Genomic DNA, 17,450 nt, shown 5'->3' with positions numbered 1-17,450 from the left:
CACAAGTAGTTCTTTGTTAATTAGAGTAGGATATCTACAACGTCATAAATCTAGGAGGTATTATGAAAATCATCATCTTACATGGTCTTTATATGCATGGGCTGGTCATGCAGCCTCTTAGCCAAAAGCTGCGAAAGCTCGGATACGAAACGCAAGTGCTCAGCTATAACACTGTTGCTATCGATGAGTCTTCACTGTTTGATTCTATTGATCATTCGCTTAATCCACTGACCACAAACGTGCTCGTGGGGCACAGCTTGGGAGGCTTGATGATTAAGCGCTATCTCGCCAACAGAAAGCCAACCACCAGCTTAATCTCTCATGTTGTCGCTATCGGTTCACCTCTTAAAGGCGCGTCCATAGTAGGTCGGATTCAAGATCTCGGGTTGGGTGCAATTTTAGGCAATTCGCCACATCACGGATTAAACAAACATGATGATGCGTGGGCTTTTCCGCAAAAACTCGGCAGTATCGCAGGAACGATGCCGATTGGTGCTCGCCCATTATTGATCCGTAATGACAACACCATGTCGGACGGTACGGTTACCGTAGAAGAGACAAGACTAGAAGGTATGCAAGATCATATCGAAGTGAAGCAAACGCATACGAGTCTGATTTACAACACTTTCGTGCCGCTGCAGATTGATCACTTTATTCGCACAGATTATTTCCGTCGATAGCACACTTTTCCATCATACAGATGGAATCGACTTTCCAAGCTATTCAGTTCGCAGTACTATCCTAGCTCCACTTCCTCACAACTTGAATGAAGTGGCACATTTTTAATTGTTCTCAGGGCGGGGCGAAATTCCCCACCGGCGGTATACTTTTCAAGTGAGCCCGCGAGCGCTCGATTCGTCGAGGTCAGCAGATCTGGTGAGATGCCAGAGCCGACGGTTATAGTCCGGATGAAAGAGAATAAGAATACACCAGCATAGCGAGTCAGATTGCTAAGAGTGCTGGTGCACTTCTTTTTGATCGTATTTTACGACGAGCTCTCATACCGCCCTGATTCTGGTGAAATTTAGGAGTTAACCATGAATCAGTCATCACTACTTGCCGAATTCGGCGACCCAATTACTCGCGTTGAAAACGCACTTATCGCTCTAAAAGAAGGCCGTGGCGTACTTCTTCTTGATGATGAAGATCGCGAAAACGAAGGCGATATCATTTATTCAGTCGAGCACCTCACTAACGAGCAAATGGCATTGATGATCCGCGAATGTAGCGGCATCGTTTGTTTGTGCTTAACAGATGCTCAAGCAGACAAACTGGAACTGCCTCCAATGGTGGTAAACAACAACAGTGCAAACCAAACCGCATTTACGGTTTCTATTGAAGCGAAAGTTGGTGTAACAACGGGAGTTTCAGCAGCAGACCGAGTGACGACCATTAAAACGGCGGCAAACCCGCACGCAAAACCTGAAGATCTTGCTCGCCCGGGCCACGTATTCCCTCTGCGCGCACGTCCAGGTGGTGTAATGACTCGCCGTGGTCACACAGAAGGTACGATTGACCTGATGCAAATGGCAGGGCTTCAACCCGCTGGCGTACTATGTGAAGTGACCAACCCAGATGGCACGATGGCAAAAGCACCAGAGATCGTTGCGTTTGGTCGCCTGCACAACATGCCAGTGCTGACGATTGAAGACATGGTAATGTACCTAAACCAGTTCGAGTTGAAACTGGCATAATTAAATCCCAGCTCAGAAAGAAGCCGCGCATTTGTGCGGCTTTTTTGATCGATCCTCTTTGCGCTTGAGTAGTTATACTTATTGAAAACAAAGGGAACAACACCATGAAAGGATTACTGAAACTCGTCGCTCTCGTTGGCTTTATCTCCATGACTTCGCTTACTCTTGCATCTGAGTGCCCTGATATTCTTCAAGGTAAGCAAAGGTTGTTAAACTCAACAGAAGAAGTCGATCTATGCGAAAGCTTTAAGGGAAAGACACTACTAGTCGTCAATACAGCAAGCCAGTGCGGCTTCACTCCTCAGTTCGAACAGTTAGAAACCCTCTATCAAACTTACAAAGAGCAAAACTTCACCGTTATCGGTTTCCCGAGTAATGACTTCCGACAGGATAGAGGAAGCGAAACAAACACAGCGAAAGTCTGTTATCTCGATTACGGGGTCACCTTTCCAATGATGGCTCGCTCCTCAGTATTAGGCGTAGATGCAAACCCCGTATTCAGCGAGATTACTAACCAAGCTGGCATCAAACCAAAATGGAACTTCTATAAGTTTCTAATTAGCTCTGAAGGCAAAGTTATTGCTACTTTTCCAAGCTCCACTTCACCGACAAGTACTACGCTTACCAATATGATAGAGCAACAATTGTAAGGTGACGACCATGACAACACGCTCAACCATGCTACAACTCGGTTACTTAGGTCTGGTTCCATTTGTGTTTAGTTTAGGGCTGATTTTCACTGACATCTCACTGTTCAATTTAAGTGGCCAGCAATTTTTCATCACATACAGCGCCGTTATATTAAGTTTTTTATCCGGCATCCTTTGGGGTAACGGCATTGAGCATTACTACCACCGCCTTAGCAGAAATATATTAATTCTCAGCAACCTTTTTGTCTTACTTGCTTGGGGCGCATTACTGCAGGGTCACAAACATTACGCGGTCGCTACCCTACTCTTAGCAATTGGGTATCTTGCTGTTTGGTATGCAGAAAAACTCGTGAGGAAAGTCGAACAAGACGCCGAGCCCAAGGGATATCAAGGAATGAGGAGCAAACTGACCTTCGGCGTAATCGTAATGCACGGATTAGCTTTAGTTTCATAACCTGGTCTGTCCAGTGCTAAGATCACAAAAAAACGTCTTTTTATAAAACAATGTTCATTTCGTGAATGCACACATATTTTGAACACTGTTTTGTTTCATTTATGAATCAATCCACATATAAGTAATTCAAAGCATTCACAAAGGATATGAATATGTTTTTTCGCAAACTTTTGTTTAGCACTGCGATGATCAATGCAACGACAGGTTGCGTGTCTTACCAGGCACAACAAGCCGCCGCTCAAACAGTAAATAATACAGGCGCCGTGCTTACCAATGTGATTAAAACTACGATTGCTCAGCCATGTAATGTTGCAATCACTGCTGCTAGCTTGTTTTATCCGCATGCCATATTTATGACTAGTGTTCCGACTCAAGCATGTACAAGCGTTCTTAGATAATACGAAAGTGATAAGCATAAAAAATGGCGACTCTACCGTCGCCATTTTTAAGCATCAATGCTATTTATAGTTACAGCGTCAATAAGTAATTAACTAATTGATTGTACTCGTCGTAAGTACGAATTTCGTTGGCCAAAACAATGTATTTATTGTTCACAACCACACCTGGAACCCCTCTTAACGTGCTGGCTGCAAATTGTTTGTCAAAGCCTTTCTGCATTGAGTTTACGGCAAAGCTATTGTAAGCGGCATCAAACTTCTTACCTTCTACGCCATTATCAACGAAGAGCTGTTTCAGCTCAGCTTCATCTTTTGGCGCTTGTCGCTTTTGATGAATTTGGGCAAACATGGCAGGAATCATTGTATCTTCAACCCCGAGCGACACCATCGTCGCGTAGGACTTGGCCATCGGAATCGCCATATCTCCGCCCATGAACCCCACATGTACCTTTTCAAACTTTGCCTCTTTTGGCAGAGCAGGTTTTAAACGCTCAATAAGCGACTCAAACTTGTAGCAATGTGGGCAATAAAAAGAAAAGAATTCCGTCACAACAGGTTTCGATGCTTTCTTAACATCCAGAACTTTGTAGTGCTTCCCTTCTTCAAATTGCGCTGCGTGAGCGGTAAAAGTCAGTAAAAGTGCACTACATAAGGCAAGTAGTTTTTTCATTGTTTATTTCCTTGTGGCATTCAAATGCCAAATCATTTCATTTGGTAAAAAGGGGGAAACCCCAAGTAATTTGAGATGAGGAATTAAACAATCGGAGGACGATAAAGCTTGGTGATCACTGTCACTACTTTTTCGACTAAAGGCCTATCAATCAATGCAAGGCTGTAAGGAAGAAGCAGTAAGTCGTTTTGAGATAAGTTGGCGGGAATTTTGACCATGCAGGAAGAGCTACAACTCGTGTGAGACTGTTGCACCTTATTGATAGTTGACTCATCGTGATGTGATTCTACGCAGTCGTCATTGACGCCAAGTTGTTTGTGCAGAGCAGACTGTTGAAAAATAATATCGCGTACTTCAATTGTTTTCACCGGGGCTGAAGCCTTCGCCATAGGAGCGACACTGCTCAAAAGCATAGCGGCTAAACAAACTATCGCGGTCAACAATGTACGGTTAAACTTCAACATAGCTACATCAACAAAAATGGTGATTTAAGATAATACATGATAACGGTTTGACTTCAAGATACGGACTCTGAGTTCCGCCTCGCCTAAAAACTTGGTACGTTAACGGTTCCATATCCTTGAGGCTTCTCAATACCGCTCCCCTCTCACAAGAACTCATAGCGATTAAGCTATTCATCATTTAGATAGTTCTTCACCTGATACCAGCGACAATTCGATAAAACTTGAAATCGTTATGAAACACGAGTAATAGTTAGAACAGTTTTTGTACGAACAAGGAAAGATCAATGCTTAAAAAGAGATTCTTTAAGACAAAAGATGAAGTTGAAGTCACGTTCGAGCTAGATAAAGACCAGTGGGACTCCATCCATATTGCTGGGGATTTTAACAACTGGCAGCCAGAACCGATGAAATTAGTGAAGAAAAGCCGTCAATTTAAATTTAAAACGCGCTTACCTAAAGAGCAGAATGTTCAGTTCCGCTACTTGCTCAATGATGCAAAGTGGGAAAACGATCCTCAAGCCGACGCTTATGTTCCCAATGCTTTTGGCAGCGACAACAGCGTCGTGTGCACCACCGAATAAAACGTAAGTTCACCCTAATATTCCATATTAAGGCGCAACAGTTGCGCCTTTTTTAGACTTTTCAAAATGTGATTAATGATTAAGTTTGAATCATTACTTGGGGTATTTATCGAATCAACTCATCCGATAACCTTATTCTGAGAAAGCTTTATTTGAAATAATTCGTAAATTTGTTTAAGTTCCAGTGATATTAAATATTGTATACATCACTCAAATGAACGCACAACAAGTCAAACCATCTTTAATCATTGTGGAAGACGATCCCAAATTACAAGCTATGCTGGGAGAGTATTTTGTTGAACAAGGTTTCCAGGTCAAATGTATCGACAACGGGACAGACGCACCGGAAGCGATTATTGACACACAGCCAGACGTGGTTTTGTTAGATTTGATGCTACCTGGACAAGACGGCCTGAGCGTATGTCGTCAAATCCGTGAATGCTACAAAGGCAAAGTGTTGATGCTGACAGCGAGTGATGACGACTTCGATCACGTCGCCGCATTAGAAATTGGCGCCGATGACTTTGTTACCAAGCCTATCAAACCTCGCGTGCTGCTGGCACGCATTCGCATGCTATTGAGAAGAAAAGAGGCAGCCTCTACCGAGTCCGAAAACGGTCTACAAATTGGAGTGCTGTGTTTAAACCGATTACGTAAATCATGCGTCATGAACCAGGAAGAAATTGCGCTGACTGACGGTGAGTTCGATTTATTATGGGTTCTCGCAACACACGCAGAAAAAACACTCTCACGTGAGTGGTTAACAAAAACACTACGTGGTATTGAGTACGACGGTACAGATCGCACCATTGACAACCGCATTGTGACATTGAGAAAAAAATTAGGCGATGCCTCTTGCTCTCCACAAAAAATCATCACGGTTCGCGGCAAAGGCTACCTATTTATGCCTGATGCATGGAATGAATAATGAGACGGATTTATCTGGAAAGCTTTGTCGGTCTTATCATTCTATTTATGGTGAGTTTGTGGGGTTACGAATTCTTAGTCTATGAGATCAACACAGATTACGATTACCTGCTACAAGAGCAAGAAGGTCAAGCTTTCCACGATCTTATCTATCCTATCTACGAAGAGCACGGACTAGAATACACTCAACAACAGCTTGAGCAATTTGCCACGTCCAGCCATCGCTTGTTGATTCCTCACACGCTCGAAGAACTTCCAGAGGACATCAGAAAAGCATTTGAAAGTGACACCTCTGTTAACGTGGCTTACGACGAAGAAAGGGATATATGGTTCCGCCTAGATGCGGACACCCCTATTTTCAAAATGATCGATGATCCGGATAGCTCAGTTATTCAGGCGATTAACTTTGATGACAACATTGTATGGTTATTCTTTTTAGCCGGATTTGCTCTGTATTGCATACTGCTGATCTGGTTTTTGAGCCGTCGAATTCGTGAGTTAGAAAGAGTCACGGTAGAGTTTGCTTCAGGCAACTTCAAAGCACGAGCAAGCACCTCAAGCGCCAAGTCCGTTGGAACGCTGAACAAAAGCTTTAATACGATGGCTGACAAAGTTTCTCGCCTGATCACTAGCAATAAAATGCTGACCAATGCAGTTGCGCATGAATTACGCACTCCTATTTTTCGTTTACAGTGGCAAGCTGACTTGTTATCGGACTCTACATTAACCGAACAACAGAAAAAGCATGTACGTAGTATCGTCGAGGACATTGACGAGATGGAAGATATGGTTGAAGAGCTGCTTTATTACGCCAAAATGGAACGCCCAGATACGGCGTTGCAAACAGAAAACGTAGCGCTCGCCAAGTTAGTTAATGAGTTAAAACAGAGATGGCAAAAAGAGACCAAATTATCAATCTCACTCAATGAAACAAACTCTGAAAACGCGCGCGCATTCGCCGATCCAAAACTGCTAAAACGTGCCTTGGATAATCTGCTACGCAATGCAATGCGATACGCAAATACTCAAATTATGGTTGAGATAAAAAGTGATCAGCAAAGCTGTTTAATCCATGTACATGATGATGGTATAGGTATAGAAGAGCAGCATTGGCCTCACCTTTTTGAAGCATTTTATAGCGCGGATGAGTCCCGAAACAAAAACACGAGTGGATTTGGGCTCGGTTTGGCGATCGTCAGGCAGATAATGGAACTTCAACATGGTGAGGTTTCGATTTCTCATAGCCCACTTGGTGGTGCTTGCTTCACACTTCGTCTTCCAAAATCAGACAGTTAAGTTAACGTCTTTCGTCCTTTACAGAAGACGACACTTCAATACACTCCAGCGACAGAGCTCAACAATAAAACAGTGTACATTTAATCCATAAATTCACAGAACAAATGGATAATACTCATGTACAAACCTTTTATTCTGGTTATGACGCTTGCCTCTACTCTTAGCGCTTGTACTTATAATCAAAAGCCTGTTGTCGACATGACTAATGTTGATCCTGCTAAATATGAACAAGATTTTCTTTATTGCCAAGGGTATGCGGACAACGTAGACAAAACGGAAGCTGCAAAATCTGAAGCCGCTAATGGCGCAGTTACAGGTGCACTAATTGGGGCAGCAGCTGGAGCGCTAGAAAGCGGGATAGGTGGGGCTGCTGTGGGTGCCGCTGCAGGCGGTGCTGTAGGAGCAGGGGCCGGAGCGTTGAGTGGAAGCAATGACTCCACCAAGACACAATCTCTCGTACTGCGAAAATGCCTTCAGAATAAAGGCTATACCGTCTACGACCTTGATTAATTCAACTCTTTTTTCTTATTCAAACCCTATATCGTTGTGTGATGAATGCCATTCACAAATGTTTCACGCAAGAACGATTAGTCTCATTTCATCGTTTGGATAGATGCACAATCTAAATTATTAAGCTGTAGTAAGGTCATATTTTGAAGCCAGGAAAAACAGGTCTACGCCGTGTCATGGATGCGACCGGCTATTCATTTCAGGGATTGAAAGCCGCATGGAAATACGAAGCCGCCTTCAGACAAGAATTAATTCTAGCCTTAGTGCTTTCCGTCTGTGCTTTTTTCCTTCCAGTCACCACATTTGAAAGAGTACTGATGATCAGTAGCCTGTTATTGGTCCTGATCGTCGAACTTATTAATTCCGCCGTAGAAGCGGTTGTCGACCGTGTTAGCGATGACTGGCACGAGCTCAGTGGTAGAGCCAAAGATATCGGCTCGGCTGCAGTATTTGTTGCGCTCACTCTTGCCCTTTTTGTTTGGGCTTCGTTCTTGCTCTGATTTTGATTCAAGACATTTACTTATGAAGACACATAATTTGCAACAAAAAGGTATCTCGTACGTTACCTTTACTTTCTTGTTGGCACTCTATTTCGCGCTGGTTGTAAACATTCCTATTTACAAAGAGCTGAATGGTATTTTTTCAAGCCTAGATAATGTCAAAATTGGTTTTATTATTACGATACCCATTTTCTTTCTTGCCGCGCTCAATTTCCTTTTTAACTTATTTAGTTGGCCTTGGGTTGGAAAGCCATTCTTTATTATTTTGCTCATAATTTCGAGTATGGTGAGCTACGCAAGTTACAACTATGGCACGCTTTTCGATTCTGGAATGATTGCTAATATTGCTGAAACCGATTCGAGCGAGGCAAGCTCTTACCTGAGTGCTTATTCTGTAATCTGGACGCTACTTATGGGGGGCGTCCCTGCGATGATTGTCTATAAGGTCAAGTTGCAATCTCAGCGCAACCAATTGCTGTATTTTTCTCTCACGAAGTTGGTGTCGATGTTGTCATCTCTTGCAGTAATTGCTGTTATTGCCAGTGTTTACTACCAAGACTATGCATCTGTCGGTCGCAATAACAGCTATCTGAAAAAAATCATTATTCCCACTCAATTCGTTTACAGCGCGACTGGGTATGTAAAGGAGAAATACTTCACCGCGCCAGAACCGTACCGCGAGATTGGAATCGATGCAAAGCAGTCAGATAGCGCAGTAAAGCAAGCACAGAACAAGCCGACACTACTGGTGTTTGTTGTCGGAGAAACCGCTCGAACGCAGAACTACCAACTCAATGGCTATAAGCGAGAGACAAACCCTTACACCAGTAAGCTGGATGTAATTTCATTTCAAGAGGTTGCATCTTGTGGCACTGCAACTGCAGTATCTGTGCCTTGCATGTTTTCTCAGCTCACGCGAAGCGAGTTTGAACGGACCAAGGCAGATAACCAAGATAATGCTCTCGACATCATGCAGCGCGCTGGAGTTGACCTCATCTGGAAAGAAAACGACGGCGGAGACAAAGAAGTCGCCCACAAGATCAAGAAAATTGAAGTAAATCGAAAGCAAACAAGTCCTCTGTGTAACGGTCAAACCTGTTACGATATGGCGCTGTTAGATCACTTTGATCAAGAAGTTGCGGATATGCACGGCAATCGCGTTGTCGCCATGCATCTTATAGGAAGCCATGGTCCTACCTACTTCCAGCGTTATCCTAGAGACAAAGCGTTTTTCAAACCAGACTGCCCACGTGCAGATATAGAAAACTGTAGCGTCGAACAAATCGTGAATACGTACGACAATACGATACGCTACACTGATCTTGTGTTGGCTGAAACCATCAACAAACTCAAAGCATTAGAGTCTCAATATAATACCGCTCTCATCTACGTATCGGATCATGGTGAATCATTAGGCGAAAACGGATTGTTCTTACATGGCATGCCTTACGGCCTTGCACCAGACTTCCAAAAACGTGTTCCTTTGCTCATGTGGCTATCTTCCGGCTTTAAGCAAGTGAAACAAATCAACACCGACTGTTTGTCGAATGAAGCGCAAAAGGCAGGCCAGTACTCACATGATAACGTGTTCCACTCTTTATTAGGCATTATGGATGTACAAACCCAAACCTACGACGACAAGTTAGATATATTCAAAGATTGCCGCACGACTTCCTAAGTGGACCAACAAAGCCTGACTCAAAATGTGAGTCAGGCTCTTTTCTAACAAGGCATTTAAACTCATCAGCTTGCCAAGCGTTATACTACAACCTGCCATCCATACATCGAAATAAGGACTAGGATGAAAATTGGTATTATTGGTTTAGGAGATATTGCTCAGAAAGCATACCTTCCCGTTATCACTCAGCTTCCAAATATCGAACTTGTATTTTGTACCCGCAACGCAAATGCACTTGAGAGTCTGGCTAAGCAATATCGAATCTCAGAGACCTGTCAAGACTACCAGCAGCTTCTGCACTTTGGCGTAGATGCTGTCATGATTCATGTAGCAACAAGCGTACATCCTCAAATCGCAGCATTCTTTTTGCAGAATGGAATCCCAACCTTTGTCGACAAACCATTAGCGGACACCGCTGATGACGTGGAAAAACTGTACGATATTGCCGAAAAAGAAAAACAACCACTTTATGTGGGCTTCAACCGACGTCATATTCCGCTTTACAACCAACACATGCCAGAGGTACAGCAAGGCAACATTTCTGACCTAAAATCGCTACGCTGGGAAAAGAACCGTCACCAACTACCAGGCGATATTCGTACCTTTATATTTGATGATTTTATTCACCCATTAGACAGTATTAACGTGACAGCCAAGACCGATTTAAAAGAGGCTTACATAACGCATCAGCTTGAGGGTGACCAATTGGCGCGTTTAGATATTCAGTGGCAACACGGAGATACTTTACTCCACGCTTCGATGAATCGTCACTTCGGTGTGACTATGGAGCGCGTTCAAGCTTGTTATGCTAACAAAGCAGTGGAATTCGACTCTTTCGTTGAAGGGAAACGATGGCAAGCGAACCAAGAGCAAAAAATCCATTTGAAAGATTGGACGCCAATGCTAACGAGCAAAGGTTTCCATGCGATGTTGCTCGACTGGTTTAGCGTCGTTGAATCTGGAAAAATCGCCAGTGAAGTAGTGAAACGCAACATTGCTAGCCATCAGTTAGCAGAGCAAATTTGTCAATATATCGAGAAAGTTACCTATAGGTAGCTTAATTCTTGGCTATACGCTTAATCGAGTATTACGCTCTATACTAAAACAAACATAGCTTCAGGGAGTCATTCATTCTCTGTTAATACTTATGCGGCTATTCTATCAAGCAAGTGAATGAGGGAACGGATCACGTTTATTAACGGAGTGGTTCTAGTTTTACATTACTATACCCTCAGGAACCTGCATCGTCATATTCAAGAGTAAAGGAAATAGAATGAGAACACTCGGTAACATCATTTGGTTTGTATTTGGTGGCGTATTTATGGGGTTGCTATGGTGGTTTTTCGGTATCTTAGCCTTTATTAGCATCATCGGAATACCTTGGGGGCGTGCGTGTATCGTTATGGGTAATTTTTCCTTTTTCCCATTCGGAAAAGAAGCCATTTCACGCGATGAATTGACCAATGAAATGGACATTGGTACGAGCCCTCTAGGCGTTATCGGTAACGTCCTTTGGTTTGTCTTTGCAGGTCTTTGGTTGGCAATCGGTCACGTACTTTCCGCCGCAGCGTGTTTTGTAACCATCATTGGTATTCCGTTTGCACTCCAACACCTGAAGCTTGCGGTTATTTCACTCGCACCAATTGGTAAAACGGTTGTGTCGTCAGAAGAAGCTGCAATGGCTCGGTACAATATCAACCGCTAACAAACAGCCAATATACTTTCTATCCTCTGGGCAGTATTGCTCAGAGGGCAACTCCCGTCAAAAGTAAGCCTATTATCGCTATCGCATATTCAATAATGGTTGATTGTATATCCATACCGTCACCTTTAAGTTGAAGTTAACCCTAGCTCGGTACTACTTTACTTTTTATTAATCAATGGATTAGCTTAACCCTCCAAGCTCACCCACGCTCAAAAATCAGTATTATTTCTGCTCCTCTAAATTGAGCTCATTTACGAAAAGTCGAACTATAAGCATAGTTGATATTAATGATTTTTGACGATAAATAACTCACACCAATCCAGCGATAGTTCCAGCGTTTACTTTTTCTCAGTAAACGCAAGCCGTTACGAAAGCGGGTTTCTTCCCGATCAAAGCCACCACTTCGCATCACTATCGCTTTTCTTTAAAAGGCAACAAATATTCGTTGTTATCTTGAGTAAATTATTTTGTTTGTCGCATTTAAGTTCAATCAATATTATTCGCGACATCAGAGAAATAGACCATTGAGCTCCTTAGCATTTATCACAGACATAGAACGTAAAGCCCCTTTTTTGCTCGTTTTTCTTTTTACAAATGTTCTAAATCAACGTCTATTCAGACAGGAATACACCGTGGATAAATATCAAGTTGCTTATGCCAAACGTCTAGAGAAGTTAAAGGGTAATCAATCTCCAAAAACGATAGCCCGCCTTTCGGCTTGGGAGGCATTTCTTAACAAAGAGTACGAACTCCAAGACTTAGAATACCAACTATCAGACGCAGCACACCTACACTATGAGCAATCTCATGTGAAAAATGATATTTCTTTTAAGGCGTTCAAGCGGGCGTTTTATAACGAATCCATCAAAATCTACAACCTAACCGATGGCGCCTCTATACAGAAAGTATTCACTACGCTGCTCGCATTAACGACAGTTTGGGTGCTATTTATCTGCTTTTTTGACAAGTGATCATCACTTTTATTAGAACAATAAACTTAGGGCCCTTGCATCATGATTCAAAACGATAACCAGACGCACGACGCCCCACTTAAATATAAAAAAGGAGTTTGATCTTGTATGTCTAAGATAACACTTCTTTTAATTACAACAACGATCAGTATCGGAATTACAGGCGCCGCTTTCTGTGTGGGAGTGACATATTTATTCAGTGCACTTTCACTAAATGAGCTGCTCAATAACCTGTAACTCCCTAGGCTTAATATAAAAAGGGCATCCATCGATGCCCTTTTCTTTTACTTAAGGAGATGCCCTAGCACTTAGGAGCACTTGGGTATAAAACCGTTATGCGTTAAGCTGCATTCTATTCATCCAATAGGTAAAGAATGGAACACAGTGATGGAACAAGTAGGAGAGCGTGCGTTGATTGTCGAAGGTGGTGCGATGCGAGGTGTATTTTCTTGCGGCATACTCGATCATTTTCTCGCTAACGATTTCTCTCCATTTGATAGCTTTTGGGGCGTATCGGCGGGCGCAAGTAACTTGGCGGCGTATTTAGCTAAAATGCCCGGACGCAACTTAAAAATCTATCTCGATTACAGTTTAAGGAAAGAATTCATCTCACCATCTCAGATTCTACGTGGCGGCGATATGATGAACTTAGATTGGATGTGGGACGTCACTCTCGAAGAGCTTGGTATCGACAAGTCCGTACTAAAAGCGGATTCGAGACCTTTCTTTTTAGGCGTAACACGTCAAGACAATGGCCAAGCCGAGTACCATACTCCCAATGTCGACGAGCTCGCAGAAACAATGAAAGCCAGCAGCGCGCTTCCCGTACTTTACCGAAATGGTGTCTTACTGAACGGCACCCGATACGTTGATGGCGGGGTTTCTGATGCACTTCCTGTCGCAGAAGCAATAAAGCGAGGAGCCAAAAAGATTATGGTTTTACGCAGTCAACCCTCCAGCTATCAAAAGCCGAAAGGAAAGTTCAGCGCACTAACCAAACGGATGTTGAAAGAAACGCCAGGATTAATTGAGCCGATGTTGACGCGTGAAGTTCGCTATAATCAAACTTTAGCACTGATCGACAATCCACCATCGGGAGTCGAAATCATCCAAGTTTGTCCTCCTGAATCATTTAAATTAAAACGATTGAGTCGCTCGCCAGCACCATTGCGCCAAGCTTATGAGTTAGGTATTGAAGCAGGAAAAGAAGCCATCATGCGATGGAATCAGAAGTAGAAAAAAGCCACGTGGATTAGACGTGGCTAACGCAAATTCGATGGCAGTGGATTATCGTATTTGCTTCTGGTCGAGCCCAATAGTCAGGCTCAAGACTGTTGATAACTGCGCTACTCACAGAAAAGGGAGTTAGGATGTTGACGCTAGTAGGTTTCAAACAATCCTGAATTGTAGTCTTGGATTGCTTGTTCTATTTCTTCCATGCTATTCATTACAAAAGGGCCATAGTGAACCACTGGTTCATTGATTGGTTCGCCAATAAAAATCAGAGCACCACTCTCCTTTTCGGCTTGTAATTCAACCCATTCACCTTTCGATAGAATCGCCATTTCGCCTTGATTGATCTCACGATCTTTTAACTGAACACGACCTTTATAAACGTAGATCATCATGTTGTGGTCTTGCTCCGTGGTCAAATTCAAAGCGTGACCAACCATCGCTCTCCAATCGGCCACTGTGGCAGCAACACCTGTTTCTGTTAAAGGCCCCTGAATACGTTCGTTGTTTATAGTCAGATGACCAGCAATCAAGCGTACAACGCCCGAGCTTTGAGTTTCGAATTCCGTTATCGTTTCAGGTTGAAAGTCATGATATTGAGCCGGTGCCATCTTATTTTTCGCAGGCTGGTTTATCCAAATTTGGAAACCATGCAATTCACCTTCCTGCATAATAGGCATCTCACTATGAATGACGCCTCTTCCTGCCGCCATCCATTGAGCGCCACCAGAACGAAGCTCACCAACATTATCCATGTGGTCACGATGCTGGAAATGACCTTTCAACATATAAGTAAGCGTCTCGATGCCGCGATGCGGATGAGGAGGAAAGCCACCCACATAATCAGCACGGTCGTCAGACTTAAGTTCATCCATCATCAAAAATGGAGAAAAGCTCGCATTATTAAACCCTGCTACTCGACGAATTTTCACTCCGTCACCATCAGCAGTGGGTTGTGATTGAATAAGCTGACGAATTTCTCTGAATGTGCTCATACTATTTCTCCTCGTTTACCTTTGTGGCCGCTTGCAAACCGCATGTTCAGCCATGGCTATCGATATGGTTCTATTTTAGATTGAAGAAAAATAATCATGAGCCTTGCTATTTGAGCTACTTATTCAAATTTTTCGAACAGCCCACTTATCCAAGCTGTCGACATATATTTAAAAATAAGTGTAGCTATTTCCTAAACAAGGTGTATAGTAGGCCTTGGCTCTTAGAAGAGAGCTGTTAATGCAACATTTAGTTTAAGTTTCCTCTCAGTAAAATCTTGAATCCCCCAATTCAGACACCTGCGTACAACTTCCTCTTGATTGAACATTCAATAGCTTAGAAAAGATCCACAAAACAAATTCAAATTTTAATGTTTAATTCAAAGGTATTTTTATGTCTAAAGTAAACGGCTCAGTAAAATGGTTTAACGAAACTAAAGGCTTTGGCTTCCTATCTCAAGACAACGGTGGTCAAGATGTATTCGTACACTTCAACGCTATCGTTTCTGACGGTTTCAAAACACTGACTGAAGGTCAGAAAGTAAGCTTCAACGTAGAGCAAGGTAAAAAAGGTCCTCAAGCGACTGAAGTAACTCCTCTATAAGACTGCTTTTCTTGGTGTAGCATGCCCATGCTGCACCAAATCTCTCTCCTTCAAAAATATTCTCACTTTAATCACTCAGCCTAATATCAGGCATTGCTTTGTGCTACCTAAAATAAATAGGATAGTACTGCTTAATTTATTATTTATAGGAAAAATCATGTCCTCAAAAAGAACAGGCCGTCAAAGGCATTGGTATCAATTACTTAACAAAGACAAAATCACTAAGAAACAGGAGAATAAATGTTAGAAATTGAATTTAATCTAGAACAACCTCACACCTCTTGGAACGCTAAAATACATCAATTAAATGGTGATATTTTACGAAGACACGTATTACCTAAGCTTCATTCTCATAGCTACATGATCGATTTTGAATATTGTGAGAAAACGCAATCTGGAACTATTCTCTGTGATTCAGGTTCAAAGTTAGGAAGTTTTACTGTTAACTAATTCAGTTTTCATGCATTAATGAATGATGCAACTAATTTGGAAGGTATCCAATGACTAGAAAAAGTAAGAAGCAAGCAGAAAAAGACAAAAAAGAGTCTGAGCAAAACGCGGCGGCGGTAAAACAAAAAACGCGACGCCGTATAGAAGACATTATGGAACAAAGAGAATTTGACAAGTTATTTGATCTATAAGCTATCCTTGACTCTTTCAATTCTCTCTCTGCTCCATCGTTGTGCAAGGTACCGCCACCTACCTTTGCTCAAACGAAGCCTCACTCTTTTCCTCGCTTATAACAACACGATAAGCCTCGTTCACGCTCAAAAACCAATTTGCTCCTCTATACCCAAGTGACTTATACGGTTGCCAGTTACTTTTCTTAGAAAAATCCTTCGACTACTGACAACTAGGTTATTTGCGTATAGCCAAATTGAGAATTTTGCGTATAATCGCCTCGTTTGCTTCGTATAACCCCAATGATATGGTTTGGGGGTCTCTACCAGTTCCCGCAAAGTGCTGATTACGAAGAGTTGAGATCATCGTGGGTCTTACTCTTTGTGATAGCGTTCGATTTATTCCTATCTATACCTATTCTTAGAGTAACTGCATCCACAATACACATAAGGTGGAATATGAACGCATTTATTCAAGGTCTTCCAAAAGTAGAGCTGCACTTACATATCGAAGGTTCACTTGAGCCAGAACTTCTCTTCAAGCTGGCGCAACGAAACGGCATCGACATTCCTTACTCTTCTCCGAGTGAACTACGCAGCGCGTATCAGTTCGAAGACTTACAGTCATTCCTTGACCTTTATTACCAAGGGGCGGATGTTTTGCGTACAGAGCAAGACTTTTACGATCTCACTTGGGAATACTTACTGCACTGTAAAGCGGATAACGTTATTCATACCGAAATCTTTTTTGACCCGCAAACGCATACAGAGCGCGGTATTGACTTTGACACCGTTATCCACGGGATCGCCCGCGCACTACAAGATGGGCACGAGAAGCTCGGCATTACTTCACAAATCATTGCGTGTTTCCTCCGTCACCTTTCAGAAGAAAGCGCCATGGAGACTCTGCAAGCCGTTCTGAAATACCGTGATAAGATCATTGGTGTTGGTCTAGATTCTTCAGAACAAGGCCATCCACCAGCTAAGTTCAAACGAGTATTTAAACAAGCGGTAGAAGCAGGCTTACTGACTGTTGCTCATGCAGGTGAAGAAGGCCCGGCACAAAACATTACCGATGCAATTGAAATGCTTCACGTCAGCCGCGTGGATCATGGTGTTCGCTGTGTTGAGGATGAAGCATTAGTCGAGTCGTTAATTGAAAGCAAAATGCCACTGACGGTATGTCCATTATCGAACCTTAAATTGTGTGTATTTGACGATATGAACGATCACAATATTGTCGAGCTACTGCGCAAAGGGGTCGCTGTGACAATTAATTCGGACGATCCGGTATACTTTGGTGGTTACATGACAGATAACTTTTTAGCCGTCAACAACGCACACCCAATGAGTAAGAATGAACTAGCTCAATTCACAATGAATGCGATTGATGCTAGCTTCATCGATAATGAGTTGAAAGCGAAGTATCGCCATCTCGTTAGTCAATACGTAAGTCAGCATGAAGCGTTGTAATAAAGCCATCAGTGCTACATCTTGGGTCAA

At 42.7% G+C, this 17,450-nt stretch carries 22 protein-coding genes and 2 riboswitches; of the genes, 19 read left to right on the top strand and 3 right to left on the bottom strand.

Translation table 11 applies throughout. From position 1 onward, the window contains the following. The first annotated feature begins 62 nt into the window (after positions 1-62). From LIX84_RS01470 to LIX84_RS01450, 5 genes are all read left to right on the top strand, one after another. Positions 63-680: a cobinamide adenolsyltransferase gene (locus LIX84_RS01470; RefSeq protein ID WP_104972346.1), complete on the top strand. Its 618-nt coding sequence runs from the start codon at positions 63-65 to the stop codon at positions 678-680. A gap of 104 nt (positions 681-784) precedes the next feature. Beyond that, positions 785-924, top strand: a riboswitch (FMN riboswitch). Positions 925-1,037: 113 nt separating this feature from the next. Continuing rightward, entirely contained in the window at positions 1,038-1,694 is a 657-nt protein-coding gene (ribB, locus tag LIX84_RS01465) for a 3,4-dihydroxy-2-butanone-4-phosphate synthase (protein WP_005373655.1), read from the top strand. Between the two features lie 149 nt (positions 1,695-1,843). After that, positions 1,844-2,344, top strand: a complete 501-nt coding sequence (locus LIX84_RS01460; protein WP_371343671.1) for a glutathione peroxidase — start codon at positions 1,844-1,846, stop codon at positions 2,342-2,344. Positions 2,345-2,354: 10 nt separating this feature from the next. Then, complete coding sequence (locus LIX84_RS01455) at positions 2,355-2,798, top strand: DUF3429 domain-containing protein (RefSeq protein ID WP_226420428.1); 444 nt, start codon at positions 2,355-2,357, stop codon at positions 2,796-2,798. A 152-nt stretch (positions 2,799-2,950) separates the two neighbouring features. Beyond that, the gene (locus tag LIX84_RS01450; RefSeq protein WP_005373664.1) at positions 2,951-3,196 is read left to right on the top strand and encodes a hypothetical protein; all 246 of its coding nucleotides are present in this window, start codon (positions 2,951-2,953) and stop codon (positions 3,194-3,196) included. Between the two features lie 70 nt (positions 3,197-3,266). Here the strand turns inward: LIX84_RS01450 and LIX84_RS01445 are convergent, their stop codons facing one another. Next, a complete protein-coding gene (locus LIX84_RS01445) occupies positions 3,267-3,866 on the bottom strand; it encodes a thiol:disulfide interchange protein DsbA/DsbL (protein WP_005396351.1) in 600 nt (199 codons plus the stop codon). Between the two features lie 83 nt (positions 3,867-3,949). Continuing rightward, on the bottom strand, positions 3,950-4,330 hold the full coding sequence (locus LIX84_RS01440) for a hypothetical protein (protein WP_226420427.1): 381 nt from the start codon (positions 4,328-4,330) through the stop codon (positions 3,950-3,952). 284 nt (positions 4,331-4,614) lie between these two features. Here LIX84_RS01440 and LIX84_RS01435 point away from each other — a divergent pair, with 284 nt between their 5' ends. The 10 genes from LIX84_RS01435 to LIX84_RS01390 all read left to right on the top strand — a co-directional run bounded on the left by LIX84_RS01435 (position 4,615) and on the right by LIX84_RS01390 (position 13,734). Further along, positions 4,615-4,911 carry an isoamylase early set domain-containing protein gene (locus LIX84_RS01435; RefSeq protein ID WP_005396349.1) on the top strand — a complete coding sequence of 99 codons (297 nt, stop codon included), beginning with the start codon at positions 4,615-4,617 and terminating at the stop codon, positions 4,909-4,911. A gap of 214 nt (positions 4,912-5,125) precedes the next feature. Next, positions 5,126-5,839, top strand: coding sequence for a response regulator (locus LIX84_RS01430; RefSeq protein WP_005396348.1), 714 nt, complete (start codon positions 5,126-5,128; stop codon positions 5,837-5,839). Next, the gene (locus LIX84_RS01425) at positions 5,839-7,134 is read left to right on the top strand and encodes an ATP-binding protein (protein WP_048624808.1); all 1,296 of its coding nucleotides are present in this window, start codon (positions 5,839-5,841) and stop codon (positions 7,132-7,134) included. The genes LIX84_RS01430 and LIX84_RS01425 overlap by 1 nt, the downstream gene beginning before the upstream one ends. A gap of 117 nt (positions 7,135-7,251) precedes the next feature. Next, on the top strand, positions 7,252-7,644 hold the full coding sequence (locus tag LIX84_RS01420) for a glycine zipper family protein (RefSeq protein ID WP_005396344.1): 393 nt from the start codon (positions 7,252-7,254) through the stop codon (positions 7,642-7,644). A gap of 143 nt (positions 7,645-7,787) precedes the next feature. Then, a complete protein-coding gene (locus LIX84_RS01415; RefSeq protein WP_012842368.1) occupies positions 7,788-8,144 on the top strand; it encodes a diacylglycerol kinase in 357 nt (118 codons plus the stop codon). A gap of 22 nt (positions 8,145-8,166) precedes the next feature. Next, positions 8,167-9,822: a phosphoethanolamine transferase gene (locus LIX84_RS01410; RefSeq protein ID WP_226420426.1), complete on the top strand. Its 1,656-nt coding sequence runs from the start codon at positions 8,167-8,169 to the stop codon at positions 9,820-9,822. 123 nt (positions 9,823-9,945) lie between these two features. Continuing rightward, positions 9,946-10,878: a Gfo/Idh/MocA family protein gene (locus LIX84_RS01405; protein WP_226420425.1), complete on the top strand. Its 933-nt coding sequence runs from the start codon at positions 9,946-9,948 to the stop codon at positions 10,876-10,878. A 217-nt stretch (positions 10,879-11,095) separates the two neighbouring features. Further along, positions 11,096-11,527 (top strand): YccF domain-containing protein, encoded by a 432-nt coding sequence (locus LIX84_RS01400; protein WP_005373685.1) that lies wholly within the window; start codon positions 11,096-11,098, stop codon positions 11,525-11,527. Positions 11,528-12,159: 632 nt separating this feature from the next. Further along, positions 12,160-12,498 (top strand): hypothetical protein, encoded by a 339-nt coding sequence (locus LIX84_RS01395; protein WP_226420424.1) that lies wholly within the window; start codon positions 12,160-12,162, stop codon positions 12,496-12,498. Between the two features lie 387 nt (positions 12,499-12,885). After that, positions 12,886-13,734 carry a patatin-like phospholipase family protein gene (locus tag LIX84_RS01390; protein WP_226420423.1) on the top strand — a complete coding sequence of 283 codons (849 nt, stop codon included), beginning with the start codon at positions 12,886-12,888 and terminating at the stop codon, positions 13,732-13,734. Between the two features lie 143 nt (positions 13,735-13,877). Here the strand turns inward: LIX84_RS01390 and LIX84_RS01385 are convergent, their stop codons facing one another. Further along, positions 13,878-14,726 carry a pirin family protein gene (locus LIX84_RS01385; protein WP_114323390.1) on the bottom strand — a complete coding sequence of 283 codons (849 nt, stop codon included), beginning with the start codon at positions 14,724-14,726 and terminating at the stop codon, positions 13,878-13,880. Positions 14,727-15,117: 391 nt separating this feature from the next. Between LIX84_RS01385 and cspE the strand changes: the two genes are divergently transcribed. The 4 genes from cspE to LIX84_RS01365 all read left to right on the top strand — a co-directional run bounded on the left by cspE (position 15,118) and on the right by LIX84_RS01365 (position 17,420). After that, positions 15,118-15,327: a transcription antiterminator/RNA stability regulator CspE gene (cspE, locus tag LIX84_RS01380; RefSeq protein WP_005396336.1), complete on the top strand. Its 210-nt coding sequence runs from the start codon at positions 15,118-15,120 to the stop codon at positions 15,325-15,327. Positions 15,328-15,567: 240 nt separating this feature from the next. Then, positions 15,568-15,777 carry a hypothetical protein gene (locus tag LIX84_RS01375; RefSeq protein ID WP_053807947.1) on the top strand — a complete coding sequence of 70 codons (210 nt, stop codon included), beginning with the start codon at positions 15,568-15,570 and terminating at the stop codon, positions 15,775-15,777. Positions 15,778-15,827: 50 nt separating this feature from the next. Next, a complete protein-coding gene (locus LIX84_RS01370) occupies positions 15,828-15,968 on the top strand; it encodes a PA3496 family putative envelope integrity protein (RefSeq protein ID WP_176319174.1) in 141 nt (46 codons plus the stop codon). Positions 15,969-16,217: 249 nt separating this feature from the next. Continuing rightward, positions 16,218-16,317: riboswitch (purine riboswitch) on the top strand. An 89-nt stretch (positions 16,318-16,406) separates the two neighbouring features. Beyond that, positions 16,407-17,420, top strand: a complete 1,014-nt coding sequence (locus LIX84_RS01365; RefSeq protein ID WP_145472742.1) for an adenosine deaminase — start codon at positions 16,407-16,409, stop codon at positions 17,418-17,420. Positions 17,421-17,450 lie beyond the last annotated feature (30 nt).

Origin of the sequence: Vibrio sp. E14, from assembly GCF_020515785.1 — a bacterium.
GTDB lineage: Bacteria > Pseudomonadota > Gammaproteobacteria > Enterobacterales > Vibrionaceae > Vibrio > Vibrio diabolicus.
The sequence above is the reverse complement of the archived record's forward strand: the minus strand, read 5'-3'. Positions and strand labels throughout refer to the sequence as shown.

Excerpts from the sequence above, each read along its gene's own strand:
- LIX84_RS01470 (WP_104972346.1), top strand. The coding sequence starts at position 63 with ATGAAAATCATCATCTTACATGGTCTTTATATGCATGGGCTGGTCATG.
- ribB (WP_005373655.1), top strand. The coding sequence starts at position 1,038 with ATGAATCAGTCATCACTACTTGCCGAATTCGGCGACCCAATTACTCGC.
- LIX84_RS01460 (WP_371343671.1), top strand. The coding sequence starts at position 1,844 with ATGACTTCGCTTACTCTTGCATCTGAGTGCCCTGATATTCTTCAAGGT.
- LIX84_RS01455 (WP_226420428.1), top strand. The coding sequence starts at position 2,355 with ATGACAACACGCTCAACCATGCTACAACTCGGTTACTTAGGTCTGGTT.
- LIX84_RS01450 (WP_005373664.1), top strand. The coding sequence starts at position 2,951 with ATGTTTTTTCGCAAACTTTTGTTTAGCACTGCGATGATCAATGCAACG.
- LIX84_RS01445 (WP_005396351.1), bottom strand. The coding sequence starts at position 3,866 with ATGAAAAAACTACTTGCCTTATGTAGTGCACTTTTACTGACTTTTACC.
- LIX84_RS01440 (WP_226420427.1), bottom strand. The coding sequence starts at position 4,330 with ATGTTGAAGTTTAACCGTACATTGTTGACCGCGATAGTTTGTTTAGCC.
- LIX84_RS01435 (WP_005396349.1), top strand. The coding sequence starts at position 4,615 with ATGCTTAAAAAGAGATTCTTTAAGACAAAAGATGAAGTTGAAGTCACG.
- LIX84_RS01430 (WP_005396348.1), top strand. The coding sequence starts at position 5,126 with ATGAACGCACAACAAGTCAAACCATCTTTAATCATTGTGGAAGACGAT.
- LIX84_RS01425 (WP_048624808.1), top strand. The coding sequence starts at position 5,839 with ATGAGACGGATTTATCTGGAAAGCTTTGTCGGTCTTATCATTCTATTT.
- LIX84_RS01420 (WP_005396344.1), top strand. The coding sequence starts at position 7,252 with ATGTACAAACCTTTTATTCTGGTTATGACGCTTGCCTCTACTCTTAGC.
- LIX84_RS01410 (WP_226420426.1), top strand. The coding sequence starts at position 8,167 with ATGAAGACACATAATTTGCAACAAAAAGGTATCTCGTACGTTACCTTT.
- LIX84_RS01405 (WP_226420425.1), top strand. The coding sequence starts at position 9,946 with ATGAAAATTGGTATTATTGGTTTAGGAGATATTGCTCAGAAAGCATAC.
- LIX84_RS01400 (WP_005373685.1), top strand. The coding sequence starts at position 11,096 with ATGAGAACACTCGGTAACATCATTTGGTTTGTATTTGGTGGCGTATTT.
- LIX84_RS01390 (WP_226420423.1), top strand. The coding sequence starts at position 12,886 with ATGGAACAAGTAGGAGAGCGTGCGTTGATTGTCGAAGGTGGTGCGATG.
- LIX84_RS01385 (WP_114323390.1), bottom strand. The coding sequence starts at position 14,726 with ATGAGCACATTCAGAGAAATTCGTCAGCTTATTCAATCACAACCCACT.
- cspE (WP_005396336.1), top strand. The coding sequence starts at position 15,118 with ATGTCTAAAGTAAACGGCTCAGTAAAATGGTTTAACGAAACTAAAGGC.
- LIX84_RS01375 (WP_053807947.1), top strand. The coding sequence starts at position 15,568 with ATGTTAGAAATTGAATTTAATCTAGAACAACCTCACACCTCTTGGAAC.
- LIX84_RS01370 (WP_176319174.1), top strand. The coding sequence starts at position 15,828 with ATGACTAGAAAAAGTAAGAAGCAAGCAGAAAAAGACAAAAAAGAGTCT.
- LIX84_RS01365 (WP_145472742.1), top strand. The coding sequence starts at position 16,407 with ATGAACGCATTTATTCAAGGTCTTCCAAAAGTAGAGCTGCACTTACAT.